This window comes from Hymenobacter caeli (assembly GCF_013294115.1).
GTDB lineage: Bacteria > Bacteroidota > Bacteroidia > Cytophagales > Hymenobacteraceae > Hymenobacter > Hymenobacter caeli.
In genome coordinates, this window is record NZ_JABSNP010000036.1 from 1 (window position 1) to 16,554 (window position 16,554).

Genomic DNA, 16,554 nt, shown 5'->3' on the forward strand with positions numbered 1-16,554 from the left:
GTGTTCACCTCTTCCCATTCCGAACAGAGCCGTTAAGCCCCGGTGCGCCCATGGTACTGCCTTCACCGGTGGGAGAGTCGGTCGCCGCCAACTTTTATTGAGAAACCCCTTCGTCGCTTTAGCCAGCAGCGGAGGGGTTTTGCTGTTTTATAGTACTGTTTTACATAGTTATTTATTATTTTTACCGAATACGCCCCCACTAATCAATGCTTTCTTCCCCTGCTCGGCATAATCGCAGTATTGATTGGGTAACTGTACTTCTTTATTTTATTCTTGTTGGGGCAGGATGGTCCTGTATTTATGCGGCAAGCTACTCGCCGGATATGGCAGCAAACCCTTTGGTTAGCTTGGGAACTGACCAATTGATGGGATTCAACTGGTTTAAGCAGCTAATTTGGATTGGGACGGCTGCGCTGTTAATTATAGTATTGCTTGTTGTCGATTATAAAGCATTTGATACGCTAGCATATGGGCTTTATGGGGGTATGATATTGCTGCTTGTGTTTACAATGTTTGTAGCGCGTCCAATTGCTGGTTCTAGGTCATGGCTAGAATTAGGGCCCGTGCGGTTACAGCCGGCGGAATTTGCCAAGTTTACAACGGCTTTGGCCGCATCTCGCTTCATGGCGGGTATCAATTTGCGCTATCAAAACTGGCGCGACCAGTTGGTACTGGCTGGAATCACTTTGCTACCGCCCTTACTAATTGTAGCTTCAAATGAGTCGGGGCAAGCATTGGTGTTTGCAGCTTTGCTCTTGGCATATTTTCGTGAAGGTATGTCACCCTTAATTTTATTATTGATGGCAGCTGCAGGGGCAATCCTGTTACTAGCCCTTCTAGTCCCCAAGTTATGGTTAGTAGGTGTCTTCACGTTAGTTTTAATTGTGGTAGTAGCAGTAAATCGGCGCATATTGCGTCACCATTTTCCATTGGCAATCGGGGTGTGGGTAGTTGTAATCGGGATGGTAATAGGCGTAGACTTTTTTTACAATAAGGTGTTGCAGCCGCACCAACGGCAACGTATTGAAGTATTACTTAACCCTTCGGCCGACCCGTTGGGAAAAGGGTGGAACGTGACACAGAGCAAAATTGCAATCGGATCGGGTGGAGCTTTAGGGAAAGGGTTTTTACAGGGCACGCAAACCAAGTTTGATTTCGTGCCTGAGCAAAGCACCGATTTCATTTTTTGTACTGTTGGAGAGGAGTTTGGCTGGGCCGGTAGTATAACAGTTATTGGACTCTACCTAATTTTGCTCTGGCGTATTTTGCACGTAGCAGAGCGACAGAAATCAGTTTTTGGGCGCACATACGGCTATTGTGTGGCAAGTATTCTATTCTTTCATATTACTGTTAATATGGGAATGACCATGGGATTGGCCCCTGTTGTGGGGATTCCGTTGCCGTTTTTCAGTTATGGAGGTTCTTCACTATGGTCATTTACTATACTGCTTTTCAGTCTACTGGCTATTGATGCACATCGAAAGCAGGATTTAGTGCGCTGAGTGAATAGGACGCTCCTAAGATAATTCGATTGAATCGAGCATAGTTGATGCGTAGTTTTTAAATAAATTTCAAAGCTGTTTTGGGCATAACAACTTGGAGCTAGGTGTCGGTATTCGTTGTTTTGACGAATATTGATTATGATGGATGCTGAGGCTGTTTGTTTTTATTTTAGTTTTCTCTATCCATAAAAGTATTTGCCACAGTATATTTCTGTTTTAAAACGGCCCTAAGCGGGTTCAGTGTGGTCATTATTACAGGAATTGCTCCGATGATTTATAAATTTTCGGGCTTAGGGCCGGGTAAATAATTTCTTAAGCGTAGCGGCAAGGTGAGGCATTGGTCGGGGCGGACCGGAACTTAGCTATATACAGCTTATGGCTAGGGGTAATGCTCGTTTGATGCTGCACGCAATTATAAACGGTGCGGTAACCTACTGTCAGCTATTTTCTTGATTGATTCATGGACGAATACGGTTGGCGTTCGCTGCGCAAGCGTCTTGATTAAAGTATTCGTTTGGCGAAAACCGGACGCGGTGCTCCATGATCTAATAGTATTCCATAATCTAACCCCGTCTTTTGACGCGGCTGTTGGCCTTTTTTTAGGGATTGGCTCGCTGCAGGCACCGGCCTGCCGCCACTTGGCCGTGTCGAGGACACTAAAACCACTTTAAACGAAGGGCAATTGGCATTGGTCCAGTTGTGGGCGGTGTAAGGCTCGTCGGCGTTTTGCCGCGTCGGGTACCAATTAGCGGGTATCCGCAATAAGTGTTAGTTCGGGGTCTACAGTTGGCGATGGATAAGGAATATGTTCCCGGTTGTATCATGGTAGTTTAGATAGCTGTGTTATATGTGGCCCGCGGGTGCATTTCTACCCCCGTTATCTTTGCCCCGGCCCCGCCGGCCGCTCCCTCGCCTCATTCTAGATAGACACTCCTGACTTATTAGCTGATAAAGAAGCGCTACGCGTGTACGCCGTGCAGCCTTACTTGGCCCTGCCGGCCAAGCAGCATGTTTTTCAGGCAATGGTGGACCCAACGGCCCACCTGTTTGGGGTGCCCATGTCCATCATGTCGCTCGTAGAGGCCGAGTACGTGCAATATCCCGGCGTGGTGGGCCTGCCCGCGATGCCCCGGCAGCAAGCATGCCGCGACTGCATCTGCTCGGCGGCGGTGTACACGGGTACGACCACGGTGTTCCCCAATCTGCAAGCTCAGCCCTGCCCCTGGGTAAGCCCCGCTGCGCAGGCCCAAACGGCCTTTCAGTTTTACGCCGGCCACCCCTTGCGCACGGCGGCGGGCCATGCCATCGGTACGCTCTGCTTGCTCGATAGGCATCCGCGCACCTTTAACTTCCGACGAGCGCGACGTGTTGCAGCACCTGGCCCAACTCGCCATGCGCCTGCTCGACTTGCAGCTGGCCCTGGCCGCCGCCGCCGCGCCCGTAGGCATCTGGGATGGGATAATGACGCGGCTCGCGTTTTCGACCCAACGCACCGATACGCTGTGGGCGCTGGCCCAGCGGCCGGGGGCCCCGGCGGGCGGGCCCAGCCTTTACCAGAAGCAACTGCTGCTGGTGGCCGACATCGACTACGGCATCACGCGGGCCTTTGCCCGCCTGGCCGCGCCTTAACCCTGGCCGTTACTAGCCCGTTGAGACGCTGCCCGTGTCCAAACTTGACAGCGTACTGCCGGTCGATGGAGCCCCGACCACTGATTTCCTCCATAAGACGCTGTTCCAACGCTTGGTCCTGGCCGACCAGGTGTTAGTAGCAGAAGTTGGGCAGGCCGCCCCCCGCTATCCCGAGCTGATTCTGCTCGATTTGCAGATGCCTATGCTCAACGGTTTAGACTCCTCGCGGACTTACCAGCCACCTCCCTCGGCTCAGCAGTCTACCCGCACGCAGCACTCACCCGCCTTGTCTAAGGCCCAAGACCTGGCCCAGCCGCCTATCGCGGGAATGGTAGCCGAGCCACTGAACGTCGAAGAAAATGACCACTGTTTTTAGCGGTATCCGCAACGGCTCCTGCCCGGTTAACAGCTAGCTACCCCAGCCAGGAGAGGATCGCCGGGCGCAGCAGCGGCCCGGTGCCGCCTAATGCTTAGTAATCAGCGGCTGGCCAATGCGACCTGCACCGGCTCGTCTTTGCCGATCTCCTCGTTGCCAGCTTTTAGTACTACGTCGCCGGCCTTCAATGAGCCGAACACCTGCATTTGGCCGGCGTTTTCGTCGCCTTTCTGCACGTCTACCAGTTCGGTTTTGCCAGCCACTACCCGGATGACGTAGGTGCGCTCGGCGGTGCTGACCACAGCCGACTTGGGCACGTAGAGGCTGGTTTTGGGTGATTTGATGGGGATGGTGGCCGAGGCGAACATGCCCGGCTTCAACTGCTCCTGGGGGTTGGGGATGTCGATTTCTACCGTTTCGGCGCGGGTGCCGGGCGTGACGTTGCCCGCCACGCGGTCAATTTTGCCGGTGAACGTGCGGCCCGGAAACGTGCGCACGTTGAACTGCACCGGGTTGCCGGCGTGGATGTCGCCCACGTAAGCTTCGGGCACGGCCACGCGCAACCGCAACCGGCTGAGCTGCTTGAGCCGAAACAGTGGCACCGTACTCGACCCGCCCGGCCCCACCAGCGCGCCGGGGGAGGCGTTGCGCTCGGTAATCACGCCGGCCATCGGGGCCGTGAGGCGCAGGTAGGCCGCCATTTGGGCAGCGGCTTGGTAGTGGGCGCGGGCGGCCACCACGTTCAGGCTGTCGCTGGTAGCCTGGGTGCGGGCCTGGTCGAGGTTGAGGGGCGATACGGCCCCGGCGGTGCGGGCCGTTTGGCGCAGGCGGCGGTAGGTACCCCGGCTGGCCTGAAAGCTGGCCTGGGCCACGCTCTGCTTGGAGCGGGCCTCGCACAGGGCGGCCGTTAGCTCGGGCGCATCCAGCTCGGCCAGCAGCTGGCCCTGGCGCACGTGGTCGCCGATGTCGGCGTGCAGGGCCTTCACGTAGCTGCTCACGCGGGGCATGATGTCGGTCTGGAAGTAGCTGTCCAGCTCGCCGGGCAGGCTCAGACTCTGGGCCGGCTGGGTTGCCGTGACCCGCACGGCGTCGTAGCGCACGTCGGCCGAAGCCGGGGTAGCGGTTGGGTCAGCGGCATTCTGGCCCTGGGCGGCATCATTCGAGCTACAGCCCGCGAACAAGGCCGTGCTGGCCGCGAGGCCCAGCGCAGCCAGCGCGCGCAGCGAAAGGGCGGGGAAGTTCATATTGGACAAAAGAGAGGGGGTAGAAAGAATTACGCCAGCACCGGCTCAGCCAGGCTATGCTCGGTGGCGGGGGCTTCATGGCCGTCGTAGGTGGCGCTTTCGGGGTCGTCGGGGTCGAGCGAGACGGAGACGAACGTCGTCTTGCGTTGCAGGGCCGCGAACACCACCGGCAGCACGAACAAGGCGGCCACCGTGGAGGCCAGCAGGCCCCCAATCACGGCCCGGCCCAGCGGGGCCGACTGCTCGCCGCTTTCGCCCAGGCCCGAGGCCATGGGCAGCATGCCGGCCACCATGGCAATGGAGGTCATCAAGATGGGGCGCAGACGGGCGGCCCCAGCCAGGCGGGCGGCGGCCACGGCGTCGCGGTAGCGCAGGCGCAGGCTTTCGGCGTTGGTCACGATGAGCACGGCGTTGGCCACCGACACGCCCACCGACATGATGACGCCCATGTACGACTGCAAATTCAGCGTCTGGCCCGTGAGCAGCAGCAGCGCCAGCGAGCCGGCCAGCACCGCCGGCACCGTCACGAGCACTACCCCCGCTACTTTCAGCGACTGGTAGTTAGCGGCCAGCAGCAGGAAAATGACCACAATGGCCAGGGCCAGGCCGGTTTGCAGGCTGCTCAGCGTTTCGGTCAGCAGCTGGGCCAGGCCGCGCAGCTGCACCACCGAGCCCTTGGGCGGCGCGCCCACGGCCTTGATGGCCCGCTGCACGTCGCGGGTGGCGGTGCCCAGGTCCTGGTGGTCGAGGTTGGCCGACACGGTGATGATGCGGCGCGGGCCGATGCGGTCGTACTCGCCGGGCACGTTGGCCGTGTGCAGCGTGGCCACGTCGCCGAGGGTAGGGCGCGCCTGGCCCGGCACCAGGGGCAGATTCTGCATGTCGGCTTCCGATTTCATGTCCTGCGACTGCAACTGCACCTGCACCTGGTAGGCAAAGCCCTTGCTCTGGTCGAGCCACAAGTTCTTGGCCGTGAAGCGGCTAGACGACGTGGCCGCCACCAGCGACTTAGCAATCTGGTCGGGGGTAAGGCCAAACTGGGCGGCCCGCTCGCGGTCCACGTCAATCTGCACCGTGGGGTAGCTCAGGGGCTGGTTGATGCGCACGTCGCGCAGGTAGGCAATGCCCTTGAGCCGGGCCACCAGCTTGTCGGCGTAGGTCTTGCCGTCTTGCAGGTTCTTGCCGCCCACCAAAATCTCGATGGGCGTTTGCGCGCCCTGGCTCATGATTTTATCGGTCAGCTCAATGGGCTCGTAACTGAGCTGCACGTCGGGCAAATGCTGGTGCACGGCCTGGCGAATCTGGTCCTTGAGCGCGTCCAGGTTCTTCACCTGGTAATCCTCGGCCAGGTTCACCTGCAAGTCGGCCTCGTTGGGGCCGGCGTTGAACACGTACAGCGCCGAGGTGCCGTACGAGCTGGGCGTCATGCCCACGAAGGCTGAAGTGATGGCCACGTTCTTAGGCCCCACAATCTGCTGAATAAGCTTAATCACTTCCTTGGTGCGGTCCTCGGTGCGCTCGATGCGCAGCCCCTCGGGGGCCACGAGGCGCACCTGAAACTGCTTGGAATGGGTAATTTTGGGCATCATGTCCTGCCCGATGAAGTAGAAGCACCCCCCAATCACGGCCGCGCAGACCACGCCGTACACCGTGCCCACCAGGGCCCGGTGGCGCAGCAGCCGGTCCAGAATGCCCAGGTAGGCCAGCTTCACCCGCTCGAAGCCTTTGACCTCTTTTTGGTGCGTCACCTCGTAGCCTTCCTGGGCCGTTTCGCGGGGCTCTTTCAGGTCGGGCAGCAAACTTAGCTCGTGTTCCGAAGTGTGCGCGTGGCCCTTCAGCCACCAGTTGGCCACCACCGGCACGAAGGTTTGCGAGAGCGTGTAGGAGGCGATGATGGCGAAGCCCACCGAGAGCGAGAGCGGAATGAACATGCCCCGCGGCACGCCCGACATCAAAAACGCGGGCGCAAACACGGCCAGGATGCTGAGCGTAATCAGCAGCAGCGGGAACGACACTTCCTGGCTGGCGTCCAGAATAGCGCGGGACTTGGTTTTGCCCATTTCCTGGTGCTGGTGAATGTTTTCAATCACCACCGTGGCCTGGTCCACCAGGATGCCAATGGCCAGCGACAAGCCCGACAGGGTCATGATGTTGATGGTCTGCCCGGTCAATTGCAGGAGCAGAATGGCCGTCAGAATTGAAACCGGAATGGTCAGAATCACGATGGCCGACGAGCGCCAGTCGCCCAAAAACAGTAGCACGACCAGGCCCGTGAGCAGGGCCCCCAGCCCGCCTTCAAAGGCCAGGCTGTGCACGGCCTGGCTCACGTACACCGACTGGTCGAACTCGTAGCTGAGCTGCACGTTGTCGGGCAGCAGGGCGCGCATCTCGGGCAGCTTGGCTTTGAGCGCGTTCACCACGCTCATGGTGGAGGCGTCGGCCGACTTGGTGACCGGGATGTACACCGAGCGCTTGCCGTTGATGAGGGCGTAGCCCACCGGCACGTCGGTGGCGTCTTCCACCGTGGCCACGTCGCGGATGAACACGGCCGGCCCTACCCCCTGCCGCAGCGGGACGTTCAGAAATTCGGGGATTTTGTCCAGCACCGTGTTGCTGGGCGTCATTACCATGTAGTTGCCCATGCCCACCGAGCCGGCCGGCGACACCTGGTTGTTTTTCACGATGGCCGACACGATTTCGTCGGGCGTGAGCCGGTAGCTCTTCATCTTCTCGGGGTCCACGCGCACCACCACCGTGCGCTCGTTGCCGCCGAAGGGCGGCGGCGCCGACGCCCCCGGAATCTGGGAGAAAAGCGGCCGGATGCGGGTCGAGGCCAAGTCCTGCATCTGCCCCAGCGAGGCCGAAGTCGAGCTGAATACCAGCTCGCCCACCGGCAGGCTGCTGGCGTCGAAGCGCACCACCGTGGGCGGCACCGTGCCCGGCGGCAGGTAGCTCAGTACCCGGCTCACCTGGCTGGCCACCTCGCCGGCCGCCTGGGCCATGTTCACGTCCTCGTAAAAGGTGCACTTCACCAGGCACAGGCCCTGGATGTTCTTCACCTCCACGTCCTTGATGCCCGACACGTAGAGCATCTGGTTCTGGTAGCGCGTGGCGATGAAGCCCTCCATCTGGGCCGCCGTCATCCCGCCAAAGGGCTGGGCGATGTAGATGGTGGGCAGGTTGAGCCGGGGAAAAATGTCAATCGGGATGCGCCCCAGCGACAGCGCCGCGAAGACGAGCACCCCCAGCAGGGCCACGATGACGGCAATTGGGCGGGCTAATGCGGTTTTCATCATTTTAATGAGCTTTTAGCTACTAGCTGTTAGCTGTCAGCTTTTGGCAGGGAGTGGCAACGACAAAAGGAAAAAGCTACTAGCTACTAGCTGTTAGCTTTTTGGAGGGGGTAGAGCAACAACGGGAAGAAAAAAGCTAACAGCTAGTAGCTAAAAGCCAACAGCTTACAACTGCCCCAGCAGCCCTCCTAGGCTGCCGCTGGCGGCGCCTTGCAGCAGCACGGCGCGCCAGAGGTTGTTGGTGGCCAGGGCCTGGTCGGTTTCGGCGCGGTTGAGCACTTCGGTGGCCTGGGTGAGCACGAGTAAGTTGTCGAGGCCGGCGTCGTAGCGGGCGCGGGCGGCGGTGTAGGCCTGGCGGGCGGCCGCTAGCTGCGCGGGGGCAGCCAGGGCCGTTTGCTGGGCCAGCTCCACTTGCAGGCGGGCGTTTTGGAGCTGGGTGGCCAGCTGCAGCGCTTGCTGGTCGTAGTCGGCGCGGGCCTGCTCGGTGCGGATGCGCTGGGCCTGCGCGGCGCGGCCCGAATGCACCAGCTCGGTGAGCCGCCAAGTGAGCGTGGCGCCGGCCATGTAGTCGTAGGCCTTGAAGGGCAGGCCCGCGCCCGGCGACGAGTCGATGACGAAGTTGCCCTTGTCGTCGGTGGCGTCGTGCACGCCCGAGCCCCGGCCCCAGGTCGAGGCCAGCAGGTTCAGCGAGGGCCGCTTGTTGGCGGTGTACAGCTTGGTTTGGGCGTCGCTGAGGGCAATGCGCTGGCTGTAAGCTCGCAGCAGCGGGTTGTTGGCGCGGGCGGTGTCGCCGGCGGGCGGCCCGGCCGCCGTTTGGGGCAGGTGGGTGTAGAAGGCCATGGAGTCGAGCTGCACCTCCTGGGTGGGCTGGCCCAGCAGGCCCGCCAGGCGGGTGCGCTGCGCGCGGGCCTGCTGGCGGGCGGCCAGCACCTGCAAGCGGGCGCGGGCCACCTCGGCGTTGGCCGTGGCCGAGTCGATGCCCGGCCGGATGCCCGAGCGCGTGCCGGCCTTAATGACCGTGGCCAGGGCCAGGGCCCGCGCCAGGTTGGCGCGTTGCAGGGCCACGGCTTTTTCGCCGGCCAGGGCCATCAGGTAGGCGTCGGCCACCTGGGCCTGGTACTCAAACCGGGCCTGGTCGAGGTCGGCCTGGGCCGCCGACACGGCGGCCTGGGAGCGGCTCTCGTCGGCCCGGTAGCGGCCAAAGGTCACGGCCGGCCACTCAATCACCAGCGCCCCGAGGCTGGAAAAATTGGTGCGCCCGTCGGGGCCCGTCGCCTTCACCGAGCCCGATTCGGACGGTACTACCCCCGGCACATACGCCCCGCGCACCTGGTTGACGGTGGCATTCAGCATCTGCGCCTGCGCCGTTACCTGCGGCAGAAAGGTGGCGCGGTTGGTGCGCACGTCGGCCTGGGCCGCCCGTAGCGCCGCTTGGCGCGAGCGCAGGGCGGGGTAGTTGTCCTGGGCCACTTGCAGGGCCTGGGGCAGGGTAAGGGGCCGGGGCAGCTGGGGCAGCTCGCGCGGCTGCTGGGCCCGGGCGGCGGGGCCCGCCAGCAGCCCGGCCAGCGCCAGGGCCCGGCCCGCGGAAAAGAGGTTGCGCAGCTTCATGGTGCAAACCTCCCCCGACGCTATTAACGTGGCATTAAAGCCAAATTAAAAGTTATTAAAACCCGCCCCCTACCCCCCCGGCGCCGGGCGAAGCGGCAGCCAGACTTCGGCCACCGTGCCGCCGCCCGGCCGGGGCAGCAGCCGCAGCCGGCCCCGGTGCAGGTGCACGATGCGCTGGGCCAGCGTGAGCCCGATGCCAAAGCCGGGCACGTCGCCCACGGCGCGGCCCCGCGTGAGGGGTTCAAAAATGCGCTCCTGCTCGTCGGGCGCGATGCCGGGGCCGCGGTCCTCCACCCGCAGGCGCACGGCGTGGGGGCCGTCCAGGGTCAGGACCAGGCCCACGGGCTGGCCGCCGGAATACTTGGCGGCGTTATCGACCAGGTTGCCCAGGGCGGTGCTGAGCAGGCGGGCGTTGCCGAGCACCTGGGGCGCCTGGGGCTGCGCTTCCACGTCTTCCCCAATGGCCAGGTCCAGGCGCTGGCCGGGCCGCTGCTGCTGGGCGCTGCCTACCACGTCGAGCAGCAGGTCTACCACGGCCAGGGGCTGGCCGTCGAGGTGGGCGGCCCCGTCGAGGCGGGCCAGGTGCAGCAGGCCGTTGGCCAGGGCCGTGAGCTTGTCCAGCTCGCCCACCGCCTGGCCGATGCCCCGCTGCAGGCTGGCCACGTCGGCGTCGTAGGCCAGCGACGTTTCCAGCCAGCCCTTGATGGTGGTGAGGGGCGTGCGCAGCTCGTGTGAGGCGTGCGAGATAAACGAGCGCTGGCTCGCCACCAGCTCTTCCTGCCGGGTCAGCAGCTCGTTGAAAGCCCCCGCCAGCTTGCCCACCTCGTCGCGCCGGTTGAGGGGGCGTAGCCGGAACGCCAGCGACCGGGCCTCGGCGGTGCGCAGCTGCCCTAGCAAAAAATTGAGCGGCGCCAGCGCCCGCGTGGCAAACAGTAGCCCCAGCGCCACTACCAGCGCCACAGCGGCCAGGTTGCCGTACAGAAACGAGTTGAACAGGGTCTGCTGCTGGGCAAAGCCCTGCTGGTCGTAGGCCGTGACGATGGCCACGTACTGCCCTTCGGCGTCGGGCCGGCGGTAGGCCAGCGCTACCCCCTCCTTGGGGTGCGCATGGCCGGGCCGGGGGTAGGAAAAGCGTACTACCCCCTGCTGGCGCACCCGCGCCAGCCAGCCGGCGGTGGGCCGGTAGTCGGCCCCGCCGCTGGCGTACAGCCGCCGGCCGGCAGGAGCATACACCTGTTCGGCCTGCTCGGGCAGCGAGGCCAGCATAGTGCCGGCAATGGAGTCGTCGAGCGCCACCAGCTGCTGCGTCACGGCCGCCTTGCGGGCCAGGCGCTCGCTAAACGAGTGCTGCCGAAACCGGGCAGTGTCCACGTACACGTAGCCCGAAAACACCAGCAGCAGCCCGCTGACCAGCGCCGCAAACCAGAGCAGGAGCTTGTATTTTATCTGCATCGCGCTCAGCCTTGCAGCAAGTAGCCGGCCCCCACCACCGTGTGCAAGAGCTTCTGGCTAAAGCCCTTGTCCATCTTTTTGCGCAGAAAGTTCATGTATACGTCAATGACGTTGGTGTTGGTATCGAAGTGCAGGTCCCAGACCTTCTCGGCAATGTCGATGCGGCTGACGGTGCGGCCCTGGTTGGTGAGCAGGTATTCGAGCAGCGAGTACTCGCGGCTGGTCAGCTCAATGCGCTGGCCGGCGCGGGTCACGGTGCGGGCGGTGGTGTCCATTTCCAGGTCGGCGGCCCGCAGCACGGCGTGCAGGCCGCTGTAGGCCGTGGTGCGCCGGGCCAGCGCCCGGATGCGCAGCAGCAGCTCCCGAAACTCAAAGGGCTTGGTGAGGTAGTCGTCGGCCCCGGCCCCGAAGCCGTCCTCCTTGTCCTGCAGGCCATCGAGGGCCGTGAGCAGCAGCACCGCCTGCCGGGGCGAGTGCTGCTTGATGTAGCGGCACAGCTCGAAGCCATTCAGGCCGGGCAGGTTCACGTCGAGGATGACCACGTCGAAGGGCTGCTGGTCGAACAAGCGCCGGCCAATCAGCCCATCGAAGGCCACCTTGATGTCGTAGCCCTCGCTCTCAATCCCTTTGCGGATGAATGAGGCCAGGCTCGCTTCGTCTTCGACCAGCAGAATCGTCATGGTGCAAAGGTCAGGTCGGGACGCGAATCGACGATGGCCCGGCTGGGCACCGGGTCAGTTGGAGCAGGGCAAATTGAAATAATGAACGGGCTGACGATAGTACAACGGCGTGACTCACCGTTTCGTGGCCCCGGTTGCCCACCCGCGCCGTCCACCGCCGGGCCTGTGGCATCGTAAACGGGAGGCCGGCGCTGACCACGTTGGCCGTGAGGCCGGTGCTCTGGCGGTAGTAGCCGTAGCGCACGTCCAGGGACTTAAATTTGGTAATCCGGCTGCTGAACGGCGCTTTGAAGCGGCCCAGCCCGTAGAGCGGCGCGTAGCGGAAGCCCAGCCCCAGCTTGTTGGCCGAGAAAGCCGACAGGTCGTAGTCGGAGGTAAAATATTCGTCGCCCACCGAGTGCTGGAGGTAGGGCGCGAAGTAGTCGGCCGCCGTTTGGGTGTGGTAGCGGTAGAAGGGGTAAAGGGTGAAAAAAAGCCGTCACCTTCACCGGCGCTTCCAGCTCGAAGGTATGGGCCCGGATGCCAAAATTGTCGTTGTAGAACCGGTAGAAGCCGCGCAGCTGCACCACGCGGTGGCGTAGTAAGTGAGGCGCAGGCTGGCCGGGTACTTCACGCGCAGGCGGGGCAGCACCTCGGCCAGGGCCGTGCCCAGCACCCCGGGCGCGCCCAGCGCCGGGTTGCTGTCAAAGGCGACACGCCGGCCCCCGCGCCCACGGTGGTCAGCTTGTCGGCCAGCGTGCGCGAGAGGCCAAAATCGGCGTGGGAGCGCACGTCCGAAGCCGAGGGCGCCAACATCACCTGGTCGATTTTGTCGGACAAGGCCGAGGCGTAGTAGTCGACGCCCACGTTGGCCGCCAGGCGGGTGGTGGAGTCGAGCGGCACGTTGAGCAGGATGGTGGGGGCGGGGTCGCCGATGGCGATGCGCCAGCTGCTGCCGTCGGGCTGGTGGCCCCAGCAGTACACGTCGCCCGAGCCGTTGATGAGGCCCCCGGCGATGCCCATCTTTTTCATGGTTTCCGCGGCCCGGCGCACCCCGTAGCCTTGCAGCACGCCGGCCAGGTTGATGCGCATCCCCTTCTCGGGCAGGAAAACCGAGTGCGTGGCCGGGTCGAGCCGCACCTTTTGCCAGCCGATGCGCTGCACCGAGCGGCGCACCGTGGCCGAGTCGGGCAGGCCAGGATGTTCTTGCCGGTCGAACTGGTAAATCTTGTCGCCGCTGGCAAAGGTGACGTCGAAGGCCCCGCCGCTGAGCGCCGAAATCTTCAGTGTGCGCTCGATTAAATCGTACACTTCCGGGTCCACCGCCACGGGCCGGACGCCGGCCGAGCGGTTGATTTTCACGACTTGCGAGGTCGAGTCCCAGTAGGAGAAAAGGCGGTCGATGCGCCCGGTTTCGCGCAGGCCCGCGCGCAGGGCCCGCCAGGCCAGCGAGTCGCCGGCCGACACGGCCGTGAACGTGAAGTGCGAGCCCATCAGGTGCGCCGCGCGGGTGTAGACGCGGGGCACGCGGGCGGCGGCTGGGCGCGGCTGGCCCGGCCCAGCAGCAGCAGCAGCCCTAGCAGCAGGGCCACCCCCAGCCAACGGGCGGGCCAGCGCGTCGTGCCCGGCAACGGCTTGAAGGGGCCGCTCATTGGGCCCCCAGGTAAGGCCGCAGGTAGGCCTCGTAGGCCGCCGCGCCGCCGGGGCGGTAGTAGCTGCGGGCCAGTACCCTGCCGGCCGGTGAGAGCAGTACGACCAGCGGAAACTCGCCCGCCTTGTTGAGCTGGGCGGCGGCCTGCTCGTTGAGCTGGGTTTGGGCGGCCGGGGGCCGGTTTCTCTTGTTGCGCGGAAAGTCGAACCGCGCCAGCACCAGCCGGTTTTGGGCAAACTGCCCGAACTCGGCCTGGTCGAACACTTCCTGCTTGAGCATCATGCAGGGCTTGCACCAGTCAGAACCCGAAAACACGGCCAGCACCGGCCGCTGCGTGGCCTGGGCCTCGGCCAGGGCGGCGGGCAGCGACGTGAGCCACGCCGCGGGCGGGGCCGTTTGGGCCAGGGCGGGCGCAGCGGCCAGGGCCAGGGCCGCAATTATTGGGAGACGCATAGCATTGTCGGTTGCAAGGCAACGCCAACGGCTGGTTGGCACAGGTTAAGGTACTCAACGGGGCAGTTACTCCTACGCGCACGCGGCATAAAGAGCAATCCTAAAAATGCCGCCCGCCCACCGCTACTGCATGTGCACCCGGAACTGCCAGACGTGCTTGTCGAGTTGGTAGCTCAGGTCCTGCAACTTGTTGGACGTCACCTCATCTACTTTGCTCAGGTGGTCGATGCGCTGGCGCACCCGCTTGGCCACCGTCGTGATGCGCTCGGTCATGAGGATGAGCACCTGCTTGTCGGTGAGGTAGCCGCCGGGCAGCTCGCCCAGGTTGCTGGTGGCGGCTACTACGCCGGGGCGGCCGTCGATGGGGGAACCCACTTGCAGCACCCGCTCGGCCAGGATGTCGGCGTATTTGCGGTACTCGTCGGCATTTTCCTGAAGTTTTTCGTGCAGCGGCAGGTACAGGGGGCCGCGCAGGTTCCAGTGGCACTGCTTCGAGTCGTGGAACAGCTCCAGCAGCTCGGCCACCGTGGCTTGCAGGTCGTCGGTAATTGCCCGGCGCTTGTCGGCCTCCACCGGCACGAGCGGGTCGGCGGCCGGGTTGCGGTAGTCGAGCTTGCCGCTGGGGTCGGCGGGGGGCGTGGGGGTGTTGTCGGGGGCAGTGGCCCCCACGCCCCCCGCCGGGGCGGGGCTGCGGCGCTGGGCGGCAGCCTCGTGGGTGGCAGCGGCAAAGGCCAGCAGGGCCAGGGTGCCCGTGAGCAATCGGAATTTCATAGTGTCGGAAAAAAGAGAAAAAAAATCGGCTTTAAATTTTTAATTGCCAAGAGCTTACAGCTTGGGCCCAGTCCCGACGAAGCTGCCAGCCCCGCGAGAAAAGCGGCGCGAACCGGGGGCATGAGGCCGCAAAGGGCGGGGCCAGCTTCCGTGAGCGAAAGGTGAGGAGCCGAGCAGGGCGGCCCCCGCTACAGCCCAGTTCGAGCCGCGGGGCGTTTTATTCAGCGCGGGCAGGGCAGGGTATCCGCTCTTGCCGCGGGTGTCAAACACGGGCGGGGCGACGGGCGCAGTAGAGGCAAATGATGGGTTGGCAACGTGCCTTGGTAAACGGTAAAACGTTGCCTAAAGACGCTTGCTGGCCTGGGGTTTGTCTTGAAATACCCTTAAAAAAATCAGGTTTTATCCTGAGCTGGCGACAGGAGGGCGGGCCGGACGAACGCGGCCGGACGGTTTCCGGGACGGGTAACCGCTTAGTCGCCGCCCTCCCCCTTCCGCAGCTCGGCATCGAGGAAATACGCGCCCTGGCGCACAAGCCGGGTGGTGTCGGGCAGCGGGTCGAGCACGGTCACGGCCATGTCGCCGTGCTGGGGCGGGCCGGTTTTCACTTTCACGCGGCGGAACACGGTGCGGCCCGAATCCTGGCCCACGGCGCGGAAGATGTAGCTCAGCTCGCCGGCCTGGATGAGGGCCCCCTCGGGCAGGGTGCGCACCCGGGCCCCGGCCGTTTGGATGCGGGCGGCCACGAACTGGCCGGGCAGCAGGTCCTGGCGCCCGGGCTCCAGGTGGGCGTGCACGCGCACGGTGCGGGCGTCGGAATCAAAGGCTTTGCCCACCAGAAACACGCGGGCCGTCAGCTCCTCGTCGCGCCCGGCGTTCTGCACCTTAAACAGGATTTTCTGGCCCGGCTTCACTTGGGCCACGTCCTTCTCAAACACCTTCAGCTCCAGGTGCAGGTCGTCGCGGTTGAGCACTTCCACCAGCACGTCCTGGGGCCCCACGTACTGGCCGGGGTTGATGTTGACCACCCGCACGTAGCCGCTGAGGGTGGAGCGCAGGGGCACGCTGCCCGCAATCTGGCCCGTGGCGTCGAGGCGGGCCACCGAGAGGCCCAGCAGCCGCAGCTGGGCGGCGGTGGCGCGCAGCGTGGCCTGCTCGGCGGCGTAGTCGGCGCGGGCCAGTTGCAGCTTGCGCTTGGCCCCCACGTCCTCCACGTCGAGGACGCGCTGGCGCTCGAGGTCCTCGGCCAGGAAGCGCACCTTGGCCTTGCTTTGGAGGTAAGTTTCCTGAAGGGTAAGGTACTCGGGCGCGCGCAGGGTGGCCACCACGGCCCCGGCCGCCACGTGCTGGCCGGGCAGCACGAGTACCGTTTGCACGTAGCCGCCCATGATGGCCGTGATGGACACCCGGTTTTCGGGCGGCACCTCCACCGAGCCGTTGGCCTGCACTTCGGTGGTCATGTTCTGGCGCTCGAAGGTGCCCAGGGTGATGCCGGCTGCTTTTTCCTGGGCGGGGCTCACGCTGATTTGGTCGGGATTGGCGGGGGCCGCCGGGGCCCCGGGTGGGCCGTTTTTATTGCCGGGGTCGTCTTTTTTAGTAGTATCGCCGGGTTTGGAGCCGCAGGCGGTCAGCAGGGCCAGGGTGGCCGCCAGGGCGTAGGTTTTGAGGACGAAAGGCATTGGGAGAAAGTCAGGAATTAATTAAGCGGTTTTGAAATCAGTGTGCCATCTCGTTCAGCGGAGCGCCTCACGGGACCCCTTTGGGGCCTAGCCCCCTCTCCGGCGGAGAGGGGGGACTAGTTTTTAATTTAAAAACCTAGTTTAGAACTAGGAAGTGTTAACAGTCACGCAGCCAGAGGACGGTTGCGGCCAGGTGAATAAAAGCCAGAAAATGCGCATCCAGCTTATCGTACCGGGTGG

13 protein-coding genes, 1 rRNA gene and 1 pseudogene are annotated in these 16,554 nt (G+C 63.6%); 4 read left to right on the forward strand and 11 right to left on the reverse strand.

The features are described from left to right. The 4 genes and pseudogenes from rrf to HNP98_RS21295 all read left to right on the forward strand — a co-directional run. Positions 1–93 (forward strand): 5S ribosomal RNA (gene rrf / locus HNP98_RS22555); the annotation flags it as partial. Between the two features lie 113 nt (positions 94–206). Further along, positions 207–1,502 carry a rod shape-determining protein RodA gene (rodA, locus tag HNP98_RS21290; protein WP_173812209.1) on the forward strand — a complete coding sequence of 432 codons (1,296 nt, stop codon included), beginning with the start codon at positions 207–209 and terminating at the stop codon, positions 1,500–1,502. 1,067 nt (positions 1,503–2,569) lie between these two features. Further along, positions 2,570–2,794: pseudogene (locus tag HNP98_RS22520) on the forward strand (hypothetical protein); the annotation flags it as partial. Positions 2,795–2,801: 7 nt separating this feature from the next. Then, complete coding sequence (locus tag HNP98_RS21295; protein WP_173812210.1) at positions 2,802–3,131, forward strand: hypothetical protein; 330 nt, start codon at positions 2,802–2,804, stop codon at positions 3,129–3,131. 477 nt (positions 3,132–3,608) lie between these two features. Here HNP98_RS21295 and HNP98_RS21300 read toward each other — a convergent pair whose 3' ends face one another. The 11 genes from HNP98_RS21300 to HNP98_RS21350 all read right to left on the reverse strand — a co-directional run bounded on the left by HNP98_RS21300 (position 3,609) and on the right by HNP98_RS21350 (position 16,314). Further along, positions 3,609–4,751, reverse strand: a complete 1,143-nt coding sequence (locus tag HNP98_RS21300; protein ID WP_173812212.1) for an efflux RND transporter periplasmic adaptor subunit — start codon at positions 4,749–4,751, stop codon at positions 3,609–3,611. 29 nt (positions 4,752–4,780) lie between these two features. Next, positions 4,781–8,047: an efflux RND transporter permease subunit gene (locus HNP98_RS21305; RefSeq protein ID WP_173812213.1), complete on the reverse strand. Its 3,267-nt coding sequence runs from the start codon at positions 8,045–8,047 to the stop codon at positions 4,781–4,783. A gap of 162 nt (positions 8,048–8,209) precedes the next feature. After that, positions 8,210–9,652 (reverse strand): TolC family protein, encoded by a 1,443-nt coding sequence (locus HNP98_RS21310; protein WP_173812214.1) that lies wholly within the window; start codon positions 9,650–9,652, stop codon positions 8,210–8,212. 69 nt (positions 9,653–9,721) lie between these two features. Further along, positions 9,722–11,104 (reverse strand): HAMP domain-containing sensor histidine kinase, encoded by a 1,383-nt coding sequence (locus HNP98_RS21315; protein WP_173812216.1) that lies wholly within the window; start codon positions 11,102–11,104, stop codon positions 9,722–9,724. Between the two features lie 5 nt (positions 11,105–11,109). Further along, positions 11,110–11,784 (reverse strand): response regulator transcription factor, encoded by a 675-nt coding sequence (locus tag HNP98_RS21320; protein ID WP_173812217.1) that lies wholly within the window; start codon positions 11,782–11,784, stop codon positions 11,110–11,112. Positions 11,785–11,794: 10 nt separating this feature from the next. Beyond that, entirely contained in the window at positions 11,795–12,178 is a 384-nt protein-coding gene (locus HNP98_RS21325) for a hypothetical protein (protein WP_380267829.1), read from the reverse strand. Positions 12,179–12,393: 215 nt separating this feature from the next. Next, positions 12,394–13,290, reverse strand: coding sequence for an FAD:protein FMN transferase (locus HNP98_RS21330; RefSeq protein WP_173812219.1), 897 nt, complete (start codon positions 13,288–13,290; stop codon positions 12,394–12,396). Next, positions 13,257–13,415, reverse strand: coding sequence for a hypothetical protein (locus HNP98_RS21335; protein WP_173812220.1), 159 nt, complete (start codon positions 13,413–13,415; stop codon positions 13,257–13,259). Before HNP98_RS21335 ends, HNP98_RS21330 begins: the two co-directional genes overlap by 34 nt. Beyond that, entirely contained in the window at positions 13,412–13,867 is a 456-nt protein-coding gene (locus HNP98_RS21340; RefSeq protein ID WP_173812221.1) for a thioredoxin family protein, read from the reverse strand. The genes HNP98_RS21335 and HNP98_RS21340 overlap by 4 nt, the downstream gene beginning before the upstream one ends. A gap of 123 nt (positions 13,868–13,990) precedes the next feature. Further along, on the reverse strand, positions 13,991–14,638 hold the full coding sequence (locus tag HNP98_RS21345; protein ID WP_173812223.1) for a Dps family protein: 648 nt from the start codon (positions 14,636–14,638) through the stop codon (positions 13,991–13,993). A 470-nt stretch (positions 14,639–15,108) separates the two neighbouring features. Next, complete coding sequence (locus tag HNP98_RS21350; RefSeq protein WP_173812224.1) at positions 15,109–16,314, reverse strand: efflux RND transporter periplasmic adaptor subunit; 1,206 nt, start codon at positions 16,312–16,314, stop codon at positions 15,109–15,111. Positions 16,315–16,554 lie beyond the last annotated feature (240 nt).

Bases quoted from the DNA above. Each gene is read 5' to 3' on its own strand.
- HNP98_RS21315 (WP_173812216.1), bottom strand. From the start codon at position 11,104: ATGCAGATAAAATACAAGCTCCTGCTCTGGTTTGCGGCGCTGGTCAGC.
- HNP98_RS21340 (WP_173812221.1), bottom strand. From the start codon at position 13,867: ATGCGTCTCCCAATAATTGCGGCCCTGGCCCTGGCCGCTGCGCCCGCC.
- HNP98_RS21320 (WP_173812217.1), bottom strand. From the start codon at position 11,784: ATGACGATTCTGCTGGTCGAAGACGAAGCGAGCCTGGCCTCATTCATC.
- HNP98_RS21305 (WP_173812213.1), bottom strand. From the start codon at position 8,047: ATGATGAAAACCGCATTAGCCCGCCCAATTGCCGTCATCGTGGCCCTG.
- HNP98_RS21335 (WP_173812220.1), bottom strand. From the start codon at position 13,415: ATGAGCGGCCCCTTCAAGCCGTTGCCGGGCACGACGCGCTGGCCCGCC.
- rodA (WP_173812209.1), top strand. From the start codon at position 207: ATGCTTTCTTCCCCTGCTCGGCATAATCGCAGTATTGATTGGGTAACT.
- HNP98_RS21300 (WP_173812212.1), bottom strand. From the start codon at position 4,751: ATGAACTTCCCCGCCCTTTCGCTGCGCGCGCTGGCTGCGCTGGGCCTC.
- HNP98_RS21295 (WP_173812210.1), top strand. From the start codon at position 2,802: ATGCCATCGGTACGCTCTGCTTGCTCGATAGGCATCCGCGCACCTTTA.
- HNP98_RS21310 (WP_173812214.1), bottom strand. From the start codon at position 9,652: ATGAAGCTGCGCAACCTCTTTTCCGCGGGCCGGGCCCTGGCGCTGGCC.
- HNP98_RS21345 (WP_173812223.1), bottom strand. From the start codon at position 14,638: ATGAAATTCCGATTGCTCACGGGCACCCTGGCCCTGCTGGCCTTTGCC.
- HNP98_RS21350 (WP_173812224.1), bottom strand. From the start codon at position 16,314: ATGCCTTTCGTCCTCAAAACCTACGCCCTGGCGGCCACCCTGGCCCTG.